At 69.7% G+C, this 18,267-nt stretch carries 13 protein-coding genes and 1 pseudogene; 1 reads left to right on the forward strand and 13 read right to left on the reverse strand.

Going from position 1 to position 18,267, the window contains the following annotated elements; translation table 11 throughout:
* The 13 genes and pseudogenes from ACFQ7Q_RS32365 to ACFQ7Q_RS32425 form a co-directional block, all read right to left on the reverse strand.
* A pseudogene (locus tag ACFQ7Q_RS32365) lies at positions 1 to 520 on the reverse strand (hypothetical protein); the annotation flags it as partial.
* Between the two features lie 75 nt (positions 521 to 595).
* A complete protein-coding gene (locus tag ACFQ7Q_RS32370) occupies positions 596 to 2,524 on the reverse strand; it encodes a TIGR03960 family B12-binding radical SAM protein (protein WP_383561411.1) in 1,929 nt (642 codons plus the stop codon).
* A 50-nt stretch (positions 2,525 to 2,574) separates the two neighbouring features.
* Positions 2,575 to 4,113, reverse strand: a complete 1,539-nt coding sequence (locus tag ACFQ7Q_RS32375; RefSeq protein ID WP_383561413.1) for a CHAD domain-containing protein — start codon at positions 4,111 to 4,113, stop codon at positions 2,575 to 2,577.
* A 48-nt stretch (positions 4,114 to 4,161) separates the two neighbouring features.
* Positions 4,162 to 5,361 (reverse strand): rod shape-determining protein RodA, encoded by a 1,200-nt coding sequence (rodA, locus tag ACFQ7Q_RS32380; RefSeq protein WP_383561415.1) that lies wholly within the window; start codon positions 5,359 to 5,361, stop codon positions 4,162 to 4,164.
* Between the two features lie 4 nt (positions 5,362 to 5,365).
* Positions 5,366 to 7,558 carry a penicillin-binding protein 2 gene (gene mrdA / locus ACFQ7Q_RS32385; RefSeq protein ID WP_383561417.1) on the reverse strand — a complete coding sequence of 731 codons (2,193 nt, stop codon included), beginning with the start codon at positions 7,556 to 7,558 and terminating at the stop codon, positions 5,366 to 5,368.
* Between the two features lie 19 nt (positions 7,559 to 7,577).
* Positions 7,578 to 8,243 carry a rod shape-determining protein MreD gene (mreD, locus tag ACFQ7Q_RS32390; RefSeq protein WP_383561419.1) on the reverse strand — a complete coding sequence of 222 codons (666 nt, stop codon included), beginning with the start codon at positions 8,241 to 8,243 and terminating at the stop codon, positions 7,578 to 7,580.
* Positions 8,240 to 9,220 (reverse strand): rod shape-determining protein MreC, encoded by a 981-nt coding sequence (mreC, locus tag ACFQ7Q_RS32395; protein ID WP_383561421.1) that lies wholly within the window; start codon positions 9,218 to 9,220, stop codon positions 8,240 to 8,242. The genes mreD and mreC overlap by 4 nt, the downstream gene beginning before the upstream one ends.
* Positions 9,221 to 9,373: 153 nt before the next feature.
* Entirely contained in the window at positions 9,374 to 10,393 is a 1,020-nt protein-coding gene (locus ACFQ7Q_RS32400) for a rod shape-determining protein (protein ID WP_017239313.1), read from the reverse strand.
* Between the two features lie 285 nt (positions 10,394 to 10,678).
* Positions 10,679 to 11,092, reverse strand: a complete 414-nt coding sequence (gene ndk / locus ACFQ7Q_RS32405) for a nucleoside-diphosphate kinase (RefSeq protein ID WP_376441937.1) — start codon at positions 11,090 to 11,092, stop codon at positions 10,679 to 10,681.
* A gap of 150 nt (positions 11,093 to 11,242) precedes the next feature.
* Positions 11,243 to 11,590, reverse strand: coding sequence for a DUF4233 domain-containing protein (locus ACFQ7Q_RS32410; protein WP_383561423.1), 348 nt, complete (start codon positions 11,588 to 11,590; stop codon positions 11,243 to 11,245).
* A gap of 5 nt (positions 11,591 to 11,595) precedes the next feature.
* Positions 11,596 to 13,113, reverse strand: coding sequence for a bifunctional folylpolyglutamate synthase/dihydrofolate synthase (locus ACFQ7Q_RS32415; protein WP_383561425.1), 1,518 nt, complete (start codon positions 13,111 to 13,113; stop codon positions 11,596 to 11,598).
* Positions 13,114 to 13,202: 89 nt separating this feature from the next.
* A complete protein-coding gene (locus ACFQ7Q_RS32420; RefSeq protein WP_383561427.1) occupies positions 13,203 to 14,345 on the reverse strand; it encodes a sensor histidine kinase in 1,143 nt (380 codons plus the stop codon).
* Positions 14,346 to 14,472: 127 nt separating this feature from the next.
* Positions 14,473 to 17,094, reverse strand: a complete 2,622-nt coding sequence (locus tag ACFQ7Q_RS32425; RefSeq protein ID WP_383561429.1) for a valine--tRNA ligase — start codon at positions 17,092 to 17,094, stop codon at positions 14,473 to 14,475.
* 141 nt (positions 17,095 to 17,235) lie between these two features.
* On the opposite strand from ACFQ7Q_RS32425, the gene ACFQ7Q_RS32430 reads away from it, so the two are divergent.
* Positions 17,236 to 18,228 (forward strand): hypothetical protein, encoded by a 993-nt coding sequence (locus ACFQ7Q_RS32430; protein WP_383561431.1) that lies wholly within the window; start codon positions 17,236 to 17,238, stop codon positions 18,226 to 18,228.
* Positions 18,229 to 18,267: the final 39 nt, after the last annotated feature.

Consider the following 18,267-nt stretch of genomic DNA (forward strand, 5'->3'; position numbering starts at 1 on the left):
TCCCGTACCGGGCGACCGGCACGAGCACGTAACGCCACAGCCCCACCCACGGCCATACGAACAGCGCCATGCCCACCCAGCGGCCGACGACGGCGAGGCCCTCCCCCAGCCGGGCGAAGAACCACGCGAGCCCACGGCCCACCGTGGCGAAGAACCACGCGAGGCCGTGCCCGGCCGGGGTGAGGACCGCCCGGTAGAGCCACCCGGCCGGAAGCACGAGCCCGTACCGGGCGACCGGCACGAGCACGTAACGCCACAGCCCCACCCACGGCCAGACGAACAGCGCCATGCCCAGCCAGACCGCCGGCTTCGCCACCAGCGTCCGGAACATCCAGCCGAGCGCCCGCCCGACCGGGCGCAGCACCCGCAGCTCGACGGCGCGCCCACAGACGACGAGGACGTCCCACACCAGCCGGACGGGAACGACGACCACCAGCACCACGATCCGAACCGGAATCCTGATGAACGCCGTCAGACAGCCTTCCGGCTCTCCCCCGGGCTGTGCCTTCTCCATGCTCATGCCGGAAATGACGCGACGGCCCGGCGGAGGGTTTCCCCTCGCACCGGGCCGTCGCCGGAGTGTTACCGGAACGGGCTACTTGACCACGCTCAGCGGCAGCAGCTTCTTGCCCGTCGGACCGACCTGGATCTCGGTCTGCATCGCCGGGCACACACCGCAGTCGAAGCACGGCGTCCAGCGGCAGTCGTCGACCTCGGTCTCGTCCAGCGCGTCCTGCCAGTCCTCCCAGAGCCAGTCCTTGTCCAGACCGGAGTCCAGGTGGTCCCAGGGCAGGACCTCCTCGTAGGTGCGCTCACGGGTCGTGTACCAGTCGACGTCGACGCCCATGGCCGGCAGCGTCTTGTCGGCGCACTGCATCCAGCGGTCGTACGAGAAGTGCTCGCGCCAGCCGTCGAAGCGGCCGCCGTCCTCGTACACCGCGCGGATGACGGCGCCGATCCGCCGGTCGCCACGCGAGAGCAGGCCCTCGACGATGCCGGGCTTGCCGTCGTGGTAGCGGAAACCGATCGAGCGGCCGTACTTCTTGTCGCCGCGGATCTTGTCACGGAGCTTCGCCAGGCGCGCGTCCGTCTCCTCCGCCGAGAGCTGCGGGGCCCACTGGAAGGGGGTGTGGGGCTTCGGGACGAAACCGCCGATGGAGACCGTGCAGCGGATGTCGTTCTGGCCGGAGACCTTGCGGCCCTCGGCGATGACCTTGACCGCCATGTCGCCGATCTGGAGGACGTCCTCGTCCGTCTCGGTCGGCAGGCCGCACATGAAGTACAGCTTCACCTGGCGCCAGCCGTTGCCGTACGCGGTGGAGACGGTCCGGATCAGGTCCTCCTCCGAGACCATCTTGTTGATGACCTTGCGCATCCGCTCGGAGCCGCCCTCGGGGGCGAAGGTGAGACCGGAGCGACGGCCGTTCCTCGTCAGCTCGTTGGCCAGGTCGACGTTGAACGCGTCGACGCGGGTCGAGGGGAGGGAGAGGCCGATCTTGTCCTCGGTGTACCGGTCGGCGAGGCCCTTGGCGATGTCGCCGATCTCGGTGTGGTCCGCGGAGGAGAGCGAGAGGAGGCCGACCTCCTCGAAGCCCGTCGCCTTGAGGCCCTTCTCGACCATCTCGCCGATGCCGGTGATGCTTCGCTCCCGCACGGGGCGCGTGATCATGCCGGCCTGGCAGAAGCGGCAGCCGCGGGTGCAGCCGCGGAAGATCTCGACGGACATCCGCTCGTGGACCGTCTCGGCGAGCGGGACCAGCGGCTGCTTCGGGTAGGGCCACTCGTCGAGGTCCATGACGGTGTGCTTGGACACGCGCCACGGCACGCCGGAGCGGTTGGGCACGACGCGGGCGATCCGGCCGTCGGGCAGGTACTCGACGTCGTAGAAGCCCGGGATGTAGACCGAGCCGGTCTTGGCGAGCCGGAGGAGGACCTCCTCGCGGCCGCCGGGGCGGCCCTCGGCCTTCCAGGCACGGATGATCTCGGTCATGTCGAGGACGGCCTGCTCGCCGTCGCCGATGATCGCCGCGTCGATGAAGTCCGCGATCGGCTCGGGGTTGAAGGCGGCGTGGCCGCCGGCGAGCACGATCGGGTGGTCGACGGTGCGGTCCTTCGACTCCAGCGGGATGCCCGCCAGGTCGAGGGCCGTGAGCATGTTGGTGTAGCCGAGCTCGGTGGAGAAGCTCAGGCCGAAGACGTCGAAGGCGCCGACGGGGCGGTGGCTGTCCACGGTGAACTGCGGGACGCGGTGCTCGCGCATCAGCTCCTCGAGGTCCGGCCACACGCTGTAGGTGCGCTCGGCGAGGACGCCCTCCCGCTCGTTCAGTACCTCGTAGAGGATCATGACGCCCTGGTTGGGCAGACCGACCTCGTACGCGTCCGGGTACATGAGCGCCCAGCGGACGTCGGCGGACTCCCACGGCTTGACCGTGGAGTTCAGCTCTCCACCGACGTACTGAATCGGCTTCTGCACGTGCGGGAGCAGAGCTTCGAGCTGCGGGAAGACAGACTCGGCAGCAGACATCTCGAACCTTCGTGAGCTGGCAGGGGGCGACTCTCAAGCGTACCCGGTGCTCAGTGGGTCAGTGCCGCCCTCGGTTTCGGGGCCGAGGCCCGCTTCCAGACCTGCGGGAACTCGCGTTCGCGGTCGGCGCCGGCCGCTTCTTCCTGGCCGTAGAGGAGTCCCCAGGTGAAGGCGGACTCGCCCGCGGCGTGGGCCTGGATGGCGAGGGTGCGCAGGGCCTCGCGGGCGACGACGCTGTCCTGGTGATCGCCGAGGACGCTCTGGACGGACTTCATGCGCTTGGCGAAACGCTTGGCCGGCTTGCCGAGGGTCGGGGTGGCGGCCTCCGCGGCGTAGCGGGCGCGCTTGGCGGCCTTGCGGGCCTCGTGCATGGCGAGGTCGCGGTCGTGGCCCGCGGGCAGGGCGAGAGCGCGGTCGACCCGGCCGGCGAGCCGGTCGTAGTCCTTCAGGACGGCCTTGGCGAGGACCGGGGGCGCGTCCTTCGTGGCGCCCTTCAGCAAGGGCGGGTCGGCGAGCAGGGCGTCGAGGGTGGACAGGAGCGCGAGGTGGCGCGCGGAGTCGAGGGCGGCGAGTGCGGTGCGCCGGGCGCCGCCGCCGTGTGCGGCGTTCCAGATGCGGAGCCGGGAGCGGACGGGGCCGAGGAGAAGGGTGCGGGGCACTTCCTCGATCCGGCCGCGCAGGCGGTCGAGGAGCACTTCCTGGTCGCGGGCGACGCCGAGTTCCCCGGCGAGCCATTTCAGCTCCTCGCCGATGGGGTCGGTGACGGTGCGGTCGAGCACTTTGCGGTACGTCTTGAAGGCGCTGCGGAGGCGGCGGGTGGCGACCCGCATCTGGTGGACGGAGTCGGGCAGGTCCCGGCGGACGGCGGGGTCGAGGGCGATGATGGCGTCGATCTGCTCCTCCACGAAGGCGAGGACGCGGCCGCCCGCGGTGTCCTCCCCCGGCCGGAAGACCGCCTCTCGGGTGCCGTCGGCCGAGGCACTGTCGGGGTCCGTCGTCTCCGCGAGGGCTCTGGCGAGCTTCGAGGCCGACGCCGACGGCCGTACGCCCGCCTTGTTCAGGCGCTTCTCGACGGCGTCGAGGAGGGTGGGGTCCGCGCCGTCCGCCAGTTCGACCTCGATCTCCGTCCAGGAGGTCTCTCCGCCGGATTCGGTCAGGCGCTCGGCGTGGACCGTGTCGACGGACACCTCCGCGACCAGGGTCCCCTCGTCGTCGACGAGATGGCGGATCTCCCGGGAGGAGCGGAGGCGGACGACGGGGACGACGTCCTCGTCGCGGATGCGGGAGCGCAGGAGCCGGGCGAGGGGCGTCGGGAGGGTGTCGGCGAGCGGGGCTCTGATCTCGTCGCGGATCCCGGACGCGACGGGGAACTTGAGGTGCCAGCCCGCGTCCTCCCCGCCCGTGCGGCGGCGCAGGGTGAGGGAGTCGGCGGCCAGCCGCAGATCGGCCGTGTCGTAGTAGACGGCGTCGAGTTCGGCGACGCCCCGGTCGAGGACGGCCGAGACTCCCCGGGCCTTGGTGAGGTCCGGGAGCCCGGCCTTCTCGGTGGCTTCGTACTTCCGCTCGATCTCGCGCTTCGTCTCCGCCATGAATCGAATCTAGACGTGAAGTGAACGGAAGGGCAGACCCTCTTGAGCCTAAGCGGTTATCGGCCTCTGTACGCGGATCGACTGGAGCAGTCCGATCGCCACCCACACGGCGAACATCGACGAGCCTCCGTAGGAGACGAACGGGAGCGGGAGGCCCGCCACGGGCATGATGCCGAGGGCCATGCCGATGTTCTCGAAGGCCTGGAAGGCGAACCAGGCGATGATGCCGGCGGCGACGATCGTGCCGTACAGCTCGGTCGTCTCGCGTGCGATCCGGCAGGCGCGCCAGAGGATGACGCCGATCAACGCGATGATCAGTCCGCCGCCGAGGAAGCCGAGCTCCTCGCCGGCGACGCTGAAGATGAAGTCGGTCTGCTGTTCGGGCACGAACTGGCCGCTGGTCTGGTGGCCGTTGAAGAGTCCCGCGCCGTACAGGCCGCCGGAACCGATCGCGATGCGCGCCTGGTTGGTGTTGTAGCCGACGCCCGCCGGGTCGAGTTCGGGGTTGGCGAAGGCGGCGAAGCGGTTGATCTGGTACTCGTCGAGCAGGCCGAGGGCCGTGACCGCGACCGCGCCCGCCACACCGGCGCCGATGAGGCCGAGGACCCAGCGGTTGGAGGCGCCGGAGGCGAGGAGCACGCCGAGGACGATCACCGCCATGACCATCACCGAGCCGAGGTCCGGCATCAGCATGACGATCCCCATGGGCAGCGCGGCGAGACCCAGGGCCTTGGCGACGGTCCGGTGGTCGGGGTGGACCTGGTCGCCGGCGTCGACCTTGGCCGCCAGCAGCACCGCCATGATCAGGATGATCGTGATCTTCACGAACTCGCTGGGCTGGAGCGAGAAACCGCCGCCGATCACGATCCACGCGTGGGCGCCGTTGATGGTGGCGCCGAGCGGGGTGAGGACGGCGAGGATCAGCAGTATCGAGATGCCGTAGAGGATCGGCACCGCGCCGCGCAGGGTGCGGTGGCCGAGCCAGACGGTGCCGATCATCAGGGCGAGCCCGATCCCGGTGTTCAGGGCGTGCCGGAACAGGAAGTAGTACGGGTCGCCCTGGTTCAGCTCGGTACGGCCGCGCGTGGCGGACCAGACGAGCAGAGAGCCGAGGAACGACAGCGCGAGGCTGGACAGGAGGATCGGCCAGTCCAGCCGCCGCACCAACGAGTCGCGCGCGGTGAGCTTGGCGATCGGACCGCGTTCGGGGGCGTAGCGGGAGACGGAGAAACCGTGGGGTGCGGTCATCGGATCAGTCTCCCGTCCTGCTGGGCAGCGGCCCCGCGAGTGGCTCTTGCCCGCCGGCCGGTTTGGCCGCGTCGACGAGCTGCGACTTGGGGTCGTACGGCTTGATCTCCGGCGCGTCGATGGAGCCGTCGGCCTGGACCTTCGGCAGCGACTTCTGCGGCTGGGGCAGCAGGGCGCGCCTGAGGTCCTGGTTGCCTTCGTCGTCGAGGCCGTAGAGGGCGTCGTAGATGTTGCGCACCGCGGGTCCGGAGGCGCCGGAGCCCGTACCACCCTGGGAGATCGTCATGACGATCGTGTAGTCGTCGGTGTACGTGGCGAACCAGGAGGTGGTCTGCTTGCCGTAGACCTGGGCGGTACCGGTCTTGGCCCGCATCGGGATCTTGTCCTGGGGCCAGCCGCCGAACCGCCAGGCGGCGGTGCCGCCGGGCTCGACGACGGAGCGCAGGCCCTTGTCGAGGTCGGAGATGGTCTGGGCGTCGACCGGCAGCTTGCCGTGGGCCTGCGGCTTGATCTCCTGGATCTGCTTGCCGTCGGGGCTGATCACGGCCTTGCCGATGGTCGGGTTGTAGAGGGTGCCGCCGTTGCTGATCGCCGCGTAGGCGGTGGCCAGCTGGACGGGCGTGATGAGGACGTCACCCTGACCGATGGAGAAGTTGATGCTGTCGTAGGCCTTCAGCTGGTTGCCCTCGAGGCAGCTCTCATAGGCGATCTGCTCGACATAGGTGCCCCCCTTCTTGCCCTGCTTGCACCAGGCGTCCTTGTTGGCCTCCCAGAACTTCTGCTTCCACTGGCGGTCCGGGATACGGCCCTTGACCTCGTTCGGCACGTCGATGCCGGTCTCGGAGCCGAAACCGTAGTCGCGAGCGGTCCGGTAGAACCAGTCGTGGGCGTCCTTCTTGGGGTTGAGGCCGCCGTCGCGGCTCCACTCCTGGTGGCCGAGACGGTAGAAGACCGTGTTGCAGGAGTACTTGAGTGCGTCGCCGAGGGTGATGGGGCCGTGCCCCTGCGACTCGAAGTTCGCGAAGCTCCGGTTGCCCATGCTGTAGGAGCTGCTGCAGAGGTACTTGTCGTTGAAGTCGTAGCCGGCCCGTACGGCCGCGCTCGCCGACACCACCTTGAAGACGGAGCCCGCGGGCGCCTGTCCCTGGATGGCCCGGTTGAGCAGCGGGTAGTTGGAGTCCTTGCTGGTGAGCTGGGCGTAGTCCTTGCCGGAGATACCGCCGACCCAGGCGTTCGGGTCGTAGTCGGGCTGGGACGCCATCGCGACGACGCGGCCCGTCTTGGACTCCATGACGACGACGGCGCCCGCGTCGGCCTCGTACTTACGGCCGGTGATCTTGTCGGTCTCGCCCCGGACCAGCTTCATCGCCTGGTGGAGCTCGTACTCGGCGACCGACTGGACGCGGGCGTCGATGCTGGTGACCAGGGTGGAGCCGGGCACGCCCGGCTCGGACTGGGTCTGCCCCATGACCCGGCCGATCTTGTCGACCTCGTACGACGTGACGCCGGCCTTGCCGCGCAGCTCCTTGTCGTAGGTGCGTTCGATGCCGGAGCGGCCGACCTGGTCGGAGCGCAGATACGGCGAGTCGGTGTCCTTGGCCTTCTGGATCTCCTCGTCGGTGACCGGCGAGAGGTAGCCGAGCACCTGCGCGGTGCGGGCTTTGCCGGGCGCCGTGTAGCGGCGTACGGCGGCGAGTTCGGCGGTGATGCCGGGGAAGTCCTCGGTGCTCTCCCGGATCCGCAGCGCCTGCTGCGTGGTGGCCTCGTCGGTGATCGGGATCGGCTGGTAGGGGGAACCGTTCCAGCACGGCTGCGGCGTCTTGGAGTCGCAGAGCCGGACCTTGTCCATGACGTCCTTGGGCTTCATGCCCAGGACACCGGCGAGGCGGGTGAGGACGGCCTTGCCGTCGTCCTTCATCTTCATCAGCTCGGTGCGGGACGCGGAGACCACGAGCCGGGTCTCGTTGTCGGCGAGCGGGACGCCGCGGGCGTCGAGGATGGAGCCGCGGACGGCGGGCTGGACGACCCGCTGGACGTGGTTGCTCTTCGCCTCGTCGGTGTACTCCTTGCCGTTGCGGATCTGGAGGTACCAGAGGCGTCCGCCGAGAGTGAGCAGGAGGGAGAAGACGAGGATCTGGATGATGACGAGCCGGGTCTGGACCCTGGGAGTCCGTCCGGTCTCCGGGATGTTGCTCATGCTGCCGGTGCCCCCTCGGTCACAGTCGCTTGACTCCCTTGATGCGTCCGGCGCGTGCCGCTCTCGTACGGGCGGCCTTGACGCGCAGGCCACCGCGCTGGGTGCCGATCTGGAGGCCCGTGCCCGAGCTGAGCCAGCCGGAGGCGACGTCGGTCGCGCCCCCCGAGGTGTCGGCGAGCGGGTCGTTCTCCGCGCGCCGGGCCAGGGCCATGATCAGCGGCACCGTGAAGGGCGCGAGGAGGAGGTCGTAGATCGCCGCGGTCAACAGCAGGTAGCCGAGGCCGACATGGCGGGCGGCGGTGTCGCCGACGAGGGCGCCGACCCCCGCGTACAGCAGGGTGGAGCCGAGCGCCGCGGCGACGACCACGGCCATCGGGCCGGTGGCGGACTTCAGCTTGCCGTTGTCGGGGCGGGCGAGTCCGGCGAGGTAGCCGATGACGCAGAGGACCAGGGCGTAGCGGCCCGCGGCGTGGTCGGCGGGTGGGGCGAGGTCGGAGAGGAGCCCGGCCCCGAAGCCGATGAGGGAGCCGCTGACCGGCCCGTACACGAGCGCGAGGCCGAGGACGGTCAGCAGCACGAGGTCGGGCACCGCGCCGGGGAGCTGGAGGCGGGCGAGGACGGAGACCTGGACGACCAGGGCGACGACCACGAGGGTGCTGGAGAGCAGGATCCGGTTGAGCTTCACGTCTGGTCCCCCTGCTGCTCGTTCTCGGGCTTCTGCCCCGGCTGCTGCTGACCGGCCTGCCGCTCCCCCTCCGGTGGCGGCGGCGTGACCGTGACGGTGACGGTCGGGGCGGGCTTGGGCTTGGGCGGCAGGACCATGTCGCGCGGGTTGGTCCGCGGGGCCTGGACGACGACGCCGACGATGTCGAGCTTGGAGAAGCCGACGTACGGGCGGACGTAGACGTTGCGGGTCAGGCCGCCGCCCAGCGGGTCGACGCGGACGATCTCACCGACCGGCACGCCGGGCACGAAGGGCTTGTCGGCCTGCGAGCCGAAGGTGACGAGCCGGTCCCCGGGCTTCACCTTCGCCTTGCCGTTGAGGAGCTGGACGAGGAGCGGGCCGTTGCCCTGGCCGGTGGCGAAGCCGAGCTCGTCCGAGTTCTCCATGCGGGTACCGACGGTGAAGTCGGGGTCGTTGGCGAGGAGGACGGTCGAGGTGGACGGGCCGACCGTGGTGACGCGTCCGACGAGACCGGAGCCGTTGAGCACGGTCATGTCCCGCTCGATGCCGTCGTTGGCGCCGGCGTCGATGGTGACGGTCCAGGAGAAGCCCTGGGCCGCTCCTATGGCGATGACCTCGGCGCCTTTGATGCCGTACTGCCCCGCTCCTGCCGTCTTGAGGAGGGTGTCGAGCTCACGGACGCGGCTGCGGTTGCGGTCGTCGCTGCCGAGCTTCGCCTTGAGGGCCGCGTTCTCGCGCTCCAGGGCGGCGATCCGGTCGTGCCGCTCGCCGGAGTCGCGTACGGCTCCTATGGCGTTGCCGATGGGGTCGACGGCTGACGCGACCCCGTTCTCGACCGGTCCGAAGACCGCGGCGGCTGCCTGCCGGGCGCCGTCGACCGGTGACTCCTCGCCGCCGCGGATGTCCACCGTGATCAATGCGAACGCGATGGCGATCAGCAGCACCAGGAGCAGCCGGCTCTCTCGTGTGTCCCTCACGTGCGGCGGCCGTGCCTTTCCTCTTGGTTCGATTGTTCCGTGCGGTTCGTTCGGATCTTGCCGTTATGCCGGTTTTGCCGTTATATCAACGATCGGCCGTACGGGGGGTCTTGCCACCCGCACAGCCGATCCTCGACGATCGTCGCCGATCCGTTATCGGCGGGGCTGGGCGTCCAGAACCTGCTGGAGCGCCTCGAACTCCTCCACGCACTTGCCGGAACCGAGCGCCACCGAGTCCAGCGGGTCCTCGGCGATGTGGATCGGCATCCCGGTCTCGCGGCGCAGCCGCTCGTCCAGGCCGCGCAGCAGGGCGCCACCACCCGTGAGAACGATGCCGCGGTCCATCACGTCACCGGAGAGCTCGGGCGGGCACTTGTCGAGCGTCGTCTTCACGGCGTCGACGATGGCGTTGACCGGCTCCTCGATGGCCTTGCGGACCTCGGCGGCCGAGATGACCACGGTCTTGGGCAGACCGGAGACGAGGTCGCGGCCGCGGATCTCGGTGTGCTCGTCCTTGTCGAGGTCGTACGCCGAGCCGATGGTGATCTTGATCTGCTCGGCGGTGCGCTCACCGAGGAGGAGCGAGTACTCCTTCTTGATGTGCTGGATGATCGCGTTGTCGAGCTCGTCGCCGGCCACCCGGATCGACTGTGCTGTGACGATTCCGCCCAGTGAGATCACGGCGACCTCGGTGGTGCCACCGCCGATGTCGACGACCATGTTGCCGGTCGCCTCGTGCACCGGGAGGCCCGAGCCGATGGCCGCGGCCATCGGCTCCTCGATGATGTGCACCTGTCGGGCACCGGCCTGGGTGGACGCCTCGATGACGGCGCGGCGCTCCACTCCGGTGATACCGGAGGGCACACACACGACGACCCGGGGGCGAGCCAGGTAACGGCGCTTGTGGATCTTGAGGATGAAGTAGCGGAGCATACGCTCGGTGATCTCGAAGTCGGCGATCACACCGTCCTTCAGGGGCCGGACGGCGACGATGTTGCCGGGCGTCCGGCCGATCATCTTCTTCGCCTCGGCACCGACCGCCAGGATTCCGCCGGTGTTGGTGTTGATCGCGACGACGGACGGCTCGTTCAGAACGATGCCTCGACCCCTGACGTACACCAGCGTGTTGGCGGTCCCGAGGTCGACAGCCATGTCACGGCCGATGAACGACATTGAGTTCCCCTTGTTTCCCATGAGGATGCGTCGGGCCTTCCCAATTGGAGCGTTGACGGCTTCTCAGGTCGGCGAGGTGGTGGGTTTTTCGGGTGCTGCGGCGTGGAGTTTTCCATCGTAGTGCCGCCCACCCGGATACCGCGCGGTGGTCCACCTCTGTATAGGTGACGGTAGGACGCTGCGATGCGTTCCCGGCCCAACCGTTCATATGCCCGGGGGCGACCGAAATTCCTTCGGTCGCCCCAGGTTGTTGCGGTGGATGGCTGACACCCGGTCAGCCCCGGGTCACGCCAGACCGGGGAAGAAAAGCTTCATCTCCCGAATGGCGGACTCCTCGGAGTCCGAGGCGTGGATGAGGTTCTCCCGGACAATGGTGCCGAAGTCCCCACGAATGGAGCCGGGGGCGGCGGCGATGGGGTCGGTCGGGCCGGCGAGGGTCCGCAGTCCCTCGATGACGCGCTCGCCCTCGACGACCAGGGCGACGACCGGGCCGGACTGCATGAAGCCCATGAGCGGCTCGTAGAAGGGCTTGCCCTTGTGCTCGCCGTAGTGCTGCTCCAGCGTGTCCTGGCTCAGCTCACGCAGTTCGAGCGCGGAGATGGTCCAGCCCGCCTTGCGCTCGATACGGCCGATGATCTCGCCGATCAGGCCACGGCGGACGGCGTCGGGCTTGAGCAGGACGAGCGTGCGCTGGCTCACGGTAGAGACTCCTTCAATGCGGTGTGCGGGACTCAGAGGCTACAGGGCCCCCACGGCCGCCGATTACGCAGCGTCAGCCTCAGGAGGGGACTCCTCCGCCTCCTGAGTGCCGACCCGTCCGGGAGTGGGCCATCCCGCTCTCGGGAGGTGCTACGCCGTCTCCGCCTCGGCCTGCGCGGCCCAGCGGGCCTTCGCCTCGTCGATCTTGCGACCGTAGTGGATCGAGGCCCACCACAGCACCGCGAAGGTCGCGCCCAGGAAGAACATCACCGGCACCACGAAACCGCTCGCGACGAGCGCGATCTGCAGCACCCAGCCGAGCTGGAGCCCGCCCGGGCGGGTGATCATCCCGCAGAGCAGCACCGACACCAGCATCGCGATGCCGCAGACCCACCAGACCGTGGACATCGACAGGCTCGCGTCCTTCATGGCGACGAGCCCGGCGAACCCGATCACGAAGAACTCGCCGATCAGCGTCGAGGCACAGAGCGTACGCATCGGATTCAGCGCCTTCCGAGGAGCAGCCGGGCATCCCCGACCGTGAAGATCGAACCTGTCACCAGGACGCCCGCTCCCGCGTACTCGTCCTCTTCCTCCGCGAGGGTGATCGCCGCCTCGATGGCGTCGTCCAACCGCGGCTCCACGACCACCCGGTCCTCGCCGAAGACCTCCACGGCGATCGCAGCGAGCGTGTCCACGTCCGTGGCGCGGGGGCTGGAGTTCGCCGTGACGACGATCTCCGCGAAGATCGGCTCGAAGGCTTCGAGCAGACCCTTGGCGTCCTTGTCGGAGCTGGTGGAGACCACGCCGATGAGCCGCGAGAAGCCGAACGACTCGCTGATGCCGTCGGCCGTCGCCCGCGCGCCGTGCGGGTTGTGCGCGGCGTCCAGGATCACCGTCGGGGAGCTGCGGACGACCTCGAGGCGGCCCGGGGAGGCCACCGAGGCGAAGGCGCGCCGGACCGTGTCGAGGTCCAGGGTCCGGGCGTGCTCCGCGCCGATGCCGAAGAACGCCTCGACCGCCGCGAGGGCGACCGCCGCGTTGTGCGCCTGGTGCGCGCCGTACAGCGGCAGGAAGACCTCTTCGTACTCGCCGCCGAGCCCGCGCAGGGTCAGCAGCTGCCCACCGACCGCGATCTCGCGGGAGACGACACCGAACTCCATGCCCTCGCGGGCCACCGTCGCGTCGACCTCGACGGCCTTCTTCAGCATGACCTGGGCGGCGTCCACCGGCTGCTGGGCCAGGATCACCGTCGCGCCCTGCTTGATGATCCCGGACTTCTCGCCGGCGATCTCGCCGGGCGTCTCCCCGAGACGGTCGGTGTGGTCGAGGTCGATCGGGGTGACGACGGCGACCGAGGCGTCGATGACGTTGGTCGCGTCCCAGGTGCCGCCCATGCCGACCTCGACGACCGCCACGTCCACCGGGGCGTCGGCGAACGCCGCGTACGCCATTCCGGTGAGGACCTCGAAGAAGGAGAGCCGGAACTCCTCGCGGGCGTCCACCAGCTCCACGTACGGCTTGATGTCCTGGTACGTCTCGATGAAGCCCTCGGCGGAGATCGGGGCGCCGTCAAGGCTGATCCGCTCGGTGATCGTCTGCACGTGCGGCGAGGTGTACCGCCCGGTGCGCAGGTCGAAGGCGGTCAGCAGGGCCTCGACGATGCGGGCCGTGGACGTCTTGCCGTTCGTGCCCGTGATGTGGATCGAGGGGTACGCGCGCTGGGGCTCGCCGAGCACGTCCATCAGCGCCGCGATCCGCGTCACCGAGGGCTCCAGCTTGGTCTCGCCCCACCGGGTCGCCAGCTCGGTCTCGACCTCGCGCAGCGCACTGTCCACCTCGGGGTCGGCGGGCCTGGCGGGCACGGGGTCGCCCTGGGGCGGGCCGGCCTGCGCGCGCAGCGTGCGGCTGCCGGCCTCGATCACCGCCAGGTCGGGGTCCCTGTTGGTCTCTGTGTCGACGATCTCGTCGAACGGGTCGGACGGGTCGGACGCGTCGAACTGGTCGCGGGGCTCACTCACGGGCCCAGTCTACGGAGGGGGACCGACAGGACGGTGGACGCACCCCTTTCGGGACTTTCCCGACCCGCTCGGGCCCGCGCCGACGCCGTTCAGCGCACCCCGAAGCCCGTGGGCAACAGCGCGGTCACCGCATACGTGTCGCCGTCCGGCCCCGCCGAGAGACCGCCGCCCATGCTGGTGACGCGCTCCCCCATGGAGAACAGCCCCGTGCCCGTCGAGACCGGGGCGCGATCCGGCGGGGTCGTGGGGAGCGGGTTGCGGACCTCGATGCGCAGATCGGGGCCGGTCACCGAGATCGTCACGGCCACCGGCAGGCCGGGCGCGTGCTTGGCCGCGTTCGTCAGACACTCCTGGACGACCCGGTGGACGGCCGTCTGCCGCAGCGGGGAGAGCGCCTTCGCCTCCTCGGCCACCGTGAGCTCGACCGGGCTGCCCATCCGCTCGCTCTCCTCCGCGAGCTCGCAGAGCCCGTCGAGGCCGGGCGTGGCGGTGCCGTGGTCGGCCCGGCGCACGATCGTCTCGTTGAGCATGTGGTGGGCGCGCCGCGCGGTGTCCGCGAGCTCCTCGAAGTCCTTCACATGCGCCTCGCCCCTGGCCCGTACGGCGAGCACATCGGCCCGCACTGCCAGCACGGTCAGCTCCCGGCCCACCAGGTCGTGGACGTCCCTGCCGACCGAGATGCGCTCCTCCTGCACCGCCTGCCGCGCCGCGGCGTCGGCGCGCTGGCACTCCAGGGCCCGGACCAGGTCCTGTCGGTACGCGGCGATGCCGACGCCCGCCGCGAGCACGCCGATGGGGACGACGAGGCTCAGGAGGTCGCTGAGCGTCTCGCCGTGCCGGGCGGGCCAGCCGGGCATCTGGAAGAGCGCGTACGCCACACCCACGTAGAGCACCGTGGCGACGACGGCGACCCTGCGGCCGCGGAAACGGCCCAGCGAGTACAGCGCGAACTGAATCATCGTCAGCTCGTGCAGCCAGCCCATGAGGGCGAGCGCCACCAGATACGGGATCCAGGGCAGCCGGCGCCGCAGCACCAGCGTGGCCGCGCCGGCCGCCAGGACGAGGGTCGCGGTGACTCCGGTCAGCGAGTTGTCGGCCCGCGCGAGTCCGGGCACGTCCAGGAACATCAGGGCGAAGGCACTGACCGCGGCGATGACGTCGAGCGCGTGCGGTGACCCGGCCCACCGGTCCACGCGGCGGCGCAGCGCGGGCAGGGTGGGGAGACGGGACATGCCCTCCATCATCCAAGGTCCTCGGACCCGGAGCCCATGACCCAGGTCACAAGTGGCGTGATATCACGCACTCCGGACAAAAGAGAAGGGCCCGGAACCGAGTCGGTTCCGGGCCCCTCACCAGCACCTACGCCTGCGGCAGGCGGTCCAGCTGGGCCTGGATGCGGGCGATGTCCTCGTCCGCCTTGGCGAGCCGCGTACGGATCTTCTCGACCACGTTGTCCGGCGCCTTCGCCAGGAACGCCTCGTTGCCGAGCTTCCCGTTGGCCTGCGCCTTCTCCTTCTCCGCGGCCGCGAGGTCCTTGGCGAGGCGCTTGCGCTCCGCCGCCACGTCGATCGTGCCGGACAGGTCGAGCGCGACCGTGGCCCCGGCGACCGGCAGGGAGGCGGTGGCCGAGAAGCCCTCGCCCTCCGGCTGGAGACGCAGCAGCTGACGGATGGCCGCCTCGTGCGGGGCGAGCGCGGTACCGGCCAGGTCCAGACGGGCCGGAACCTTCTGGCCGGGCTGCAGACCCTGGTCCGAGCGGAACCGGCGGACCTCGGTGACGACCCGCTGGACGAGCTCGATCTCCCGCTCGGCCGCGTCGTCACGGAAGCCGGAGTCCTTCGGCCAGTCGGCGATGACGACCGACTCCTTGCCGGTGAGCGTGGTCCAGAGCGTCTCCGTGACGAACGGGACGATCGGGTGGAGCAGCCGCAGCATCACGTCCAGGACCTCGCCGAGGACCCGGCCGGAGACCTTCGCGCCCTCGCCACCCGCGAAGAACGTGGTCTTCGACAGCTCGACGTACCAGTCGAAGACCTCGTCCCACGCGAAGTGGTAGAGCGCGTCGGCGAGCTTCGCGAACTGGTAGTCGTCGTAGAACGCGTCGACCTCGGCGACCGTCTTGTTGAGGCGCGAGAGGATCCAGCGGTCCGTCGCCGACATCTCCGACGGATCCGGCAGCGGGCCCTCGACCGTCGCGCCGTTCATCAGCGCGAAGCGGGTGGCGTTCCAGATCTTGTTGGCGAAGTTCCGGGAGGCCTTGACCCAGTCCTCGCCGATCGGGACGTCGATACCCGGGTTGGCACCGTTGGCCAGGGTGAAGCGGACGGCGTCGGAGCCGTATTCGTCCATCCAGTCCAGCGGGTTGACCGCGTTGCCGAAGGACTTCGACATCTTCTTGCCGAACTGGTCGCGGACCATGCCGTGCAGGACGATGGTGTGGAACGGCGGGGTGCCGTCCATCGCGTACAGGCCGAACATCATCATCCGGGCGACCCAGAAGAAGAGGATGTCGTAGCCGGTGACCAGGACGGAGTTCGGGTAGAACTTCGCGAGGCTGTCGGTCTGCTCCGGCCAGCCGAGCGTGGAGAACGGCCACAGGCCGGAGGAGAACCAGGTGTCCAGGACGTCCGTGTCCTGGTGCCAGCCCTCGCCCGCCGGCGGCTGCTCGTCCGGTCCGACGCAGACGATCTCGCCGTTCGGGCCGTACCAGACGGGGATGCGGTGACCCCACCACAGCTGGCGCGAGATGCACCAGTCGTGGAGGTTGTCGACCCAGTCGAAGTACCGCTTCTCCATCTCCTGCGGGTGGATCTTGACCTTGCCGTCGCGGACCGCGTCACCGGCGGCCTTGGCGAGCGGACCGACCTTGACCCACCACTGCATCGACAGGCGCGGCTCGATGGTGGTCTTGCAGCGCGAGCAGTGGCCGACGGAGTGGACGTACGGACGCTTCTCGGCGACGATCCGGCCCTCGGCGCGCAGCGCGGCGACGATGGCGGAGCGGGCCTCCAGGCGGTCCAGGCCCTGGAAGGGGCCGTGGGCGGTGATGACCGCGCGCTCGTCCATGACGGCGAGGTTCGGCAGGCCGTGGCGCTGGCCGATCTCGAAGTCGTTCGGGTCGTGCGCCGGCGTCACCTTGACGGCGCCGGTGCCGAACTCGGGGTCGACGTGCTCGTCGGCGACGACCGGGATGCGACGGCCGGTGAGCGGCAGCTCGATCTCGGTGCCGACCAGGTGCTTGTAGCGCTCGTCGTCCGGGTGGACGGCGACGGCCGTGTCGCCGAGCATCGTCTCGGCGCGGGTGGTGGCGACGACGATGGACGCGTCACCCTCGCCGTACCGGATGGAGACGAGCTCGCCGTCGTCGTCCTGGTACTCGACCTCGATGTCGGAGATGGCCGTCAGACAGCGCGGGCACCAGTTGATGATGCGCTCGGCGCGGTAGATCAGCTCGTCGTCGTAGAGCTTCTTGAAGATGGTCTGGACGGCCTGGGACAGACCCTCGTCCATGGTGAAGCGCTCGCGGGACCAGGCGACGCCGTCACCGAGGCGCCTCATCTGGCCGGAGATCTGACCACCGGACTCGGCCTTCCACTGCCAGACGCGCTCGACGAACGCCTCGCGGCCGAGGTCGTGGCGGGACTTGCCCTCCTTGGCGAGCTCGCGCTCGACGACGTTCTGGGTCGCGATACCGGCGTGGTCCATGCCCGGCTGCCACAGCGTCTCGTAGCCCTGCATCCGCTTGCGGCGGGTGAGGGCGTCGATGAGCGTGTGCTCGAAGGCGTGGCCCAGGTGGAGCGAGCCGGTGACGTTCGGCGGCGGGATGACGATGGTGTACGGCGACTTCTCGCTGTTCTCGTCGGCTTCGAAGTAGCCCCGCTCTACCCAGCGCTCGTACAGCTTCCCCTCTACTTCGGCCGGCGCGTACTGGGTCGGCAGTTCGGGGTTGGCTGCTGGCTGCTGCTGAGTGTTCTCGGTCACGGGGTCAGTTTAGGGGTGCGGCGCGGTTGTCCTGAAACTCGTTTGTTCCGTAACGGTGTGCCCCCCGGCGCCCCTGCGGCGCCGGGCTTCCGCCAGGATGTTGTTCGCTACGCATAAACATCCTGTGAGGGGAACCTGTCCATGAGCTACAACCAGCCGGGCCCGTACGGCGGTCAGCCTCAGCAGCCCGGGCCTTACGGTCAGCCGGGCCAGCCCGGTCCGTACGGCCAGCCGCCGCAAGCGCCGCAGCCCGGCTATGGGTACCCGCAGCAGGCACCCCAGGGCGTGCCGCCTCAGCAGCCCTACGGATACCCGCAGCAGCAGCCGGGGCCGTACGGCCAGCCCCAGCAGCCGGGTCCCTACGGCCAGCCTCCTCAGCAGCCCCCCTACGGCCAGGCCCCCGGCGGCTACATGCCGCCCCCGCCGCCGGCGCAGGGCGGTGGCAAGAAGACGGGCCTGATCATCGCCGGCGTCGCCGTGGTCGCCGCGCTGGGTGTGGGTGCGTACTTCGTATTCGGCGGTGGCGGTGGCAACGGCGCCGTCGCCGACGACACCAAGGGCTACAAGGTGACCCCGGCCGCGACGGTCGGTGAGTACAAGATGAAGGGCAGCCCCAAGCCGGTCTCCATGACGGACAAGCAGAAGGAGAACGCGAAGGGCCTCGGGGTCACGAACCCTCAGATGGTCGCGGCCGAGTACCAGGCCGGGGACGCCTCCGACCCGATGAAGTCCAAGAGCATGAGCCTGAACGGCACATGGGGTGAGATCGCCGACCCGGAGAAGGCCATCGACGGCGGCTTCGCCAACTACTCGAAGAAGGAGAACACGCAGCTCGACGAGGAGGGCCTCAAGCTCGAGCCCGTCGGGTCCCCCGAGGAGAAGACGCCCGCCGGCTTCGAAGGGGCACTGATGAAGTGCCAGTTCCTCAAGTTCTCGAACCCGTCCGGTGACGGCTCCGTCGAGAAGGGTCCCAAGGAGTTCCAGATCCCCACGTGCATCTGGTCCGACTACAGCACCTACGGCGTGGTCAACGTCATGGACACCGCCGGTGCCATGCTCGGCAAGTCGCCGACGCTCGACGAGGTCGCCACAGTGGCGGCCCAGCAGTACAAGGCGTCGCGCTCGAAGGTCTGATCCCCTGGATCGGAACACACAGGGGCGCCCGGCCGGTTG

Origin of the sequence: Streptomyces sp. NPDC056527 (assembly GCF_042794475.1) — a bacterium.
Classification (GTDB): Bacteria; Actinomycetota; Actinomycetes; order Streptomycetales; family Streptomycetaceae; genus Streptomyces.

Excerpts from the sequence above, each read along its gene's own strand:
- ACFQ7Q_RS32420 (WP_383561427.1), bottom strand. The coding sequence starts at position 14,345 with ATGTCCCGTCTCCCCACCCTGCCCGCGCTGCGCCGCCGCGTGGACCGG.
- ACFQ7Q_RS32375 (WP_383561413.1), bottom strand. The coding sequence starts at position 4,113 with ATGGCGGAGACGAAGCGCGAGATCGAGCGGAAGTACGAAGCCACCGAG.
- ACFQ7Q_RS32370 (WP_383561411.1), bottom strand. The coding sequence starts at position 2,524 with ATGTCTGCTGCCGAGTCTGTCTTCCCGCAGCTCGAAGCTCTGCTCCCG.
- ACFQ7Q_RS32400 (WP_017239313.1), bottom strand. The coding sequence starts at position 10,393 with ATGTCGTTCATCGGCCGTGACATGGCTGTCGACCTCGGGACCGCCAAC.
- rodA (WP_383561415.1), bottom strand. The coding sequence starts at position 5,361 with ATGACCGCACCCCACGGTTTCTCCGTCTCCCGCTACGCCCCCGAACGC.
- ACFQ7Q_RS32410 (WP_383561423.1), bottom strand. The coding sequence starts at position 11,590 with ATGCGTACGCTCTGTGCCTCGACGCTGATCGGCGAGTTCTTCGTGATC.
- ACFQ7Q_RS32430 (WP_383561431.1), top strand. The coding sequence starts at position 17,236 with ATGAGCTACAACCAGCCGGGCCCGTACGGCGGTCAGCCTCAGCAGCCC.
- mrdA (WP_383561417.1), bottom strand. The coding sequence starts at position 7,558 with ATGAGCAACATCCCGGAGACCGGACGGACTCCCAGGGTCCAGACCCGG.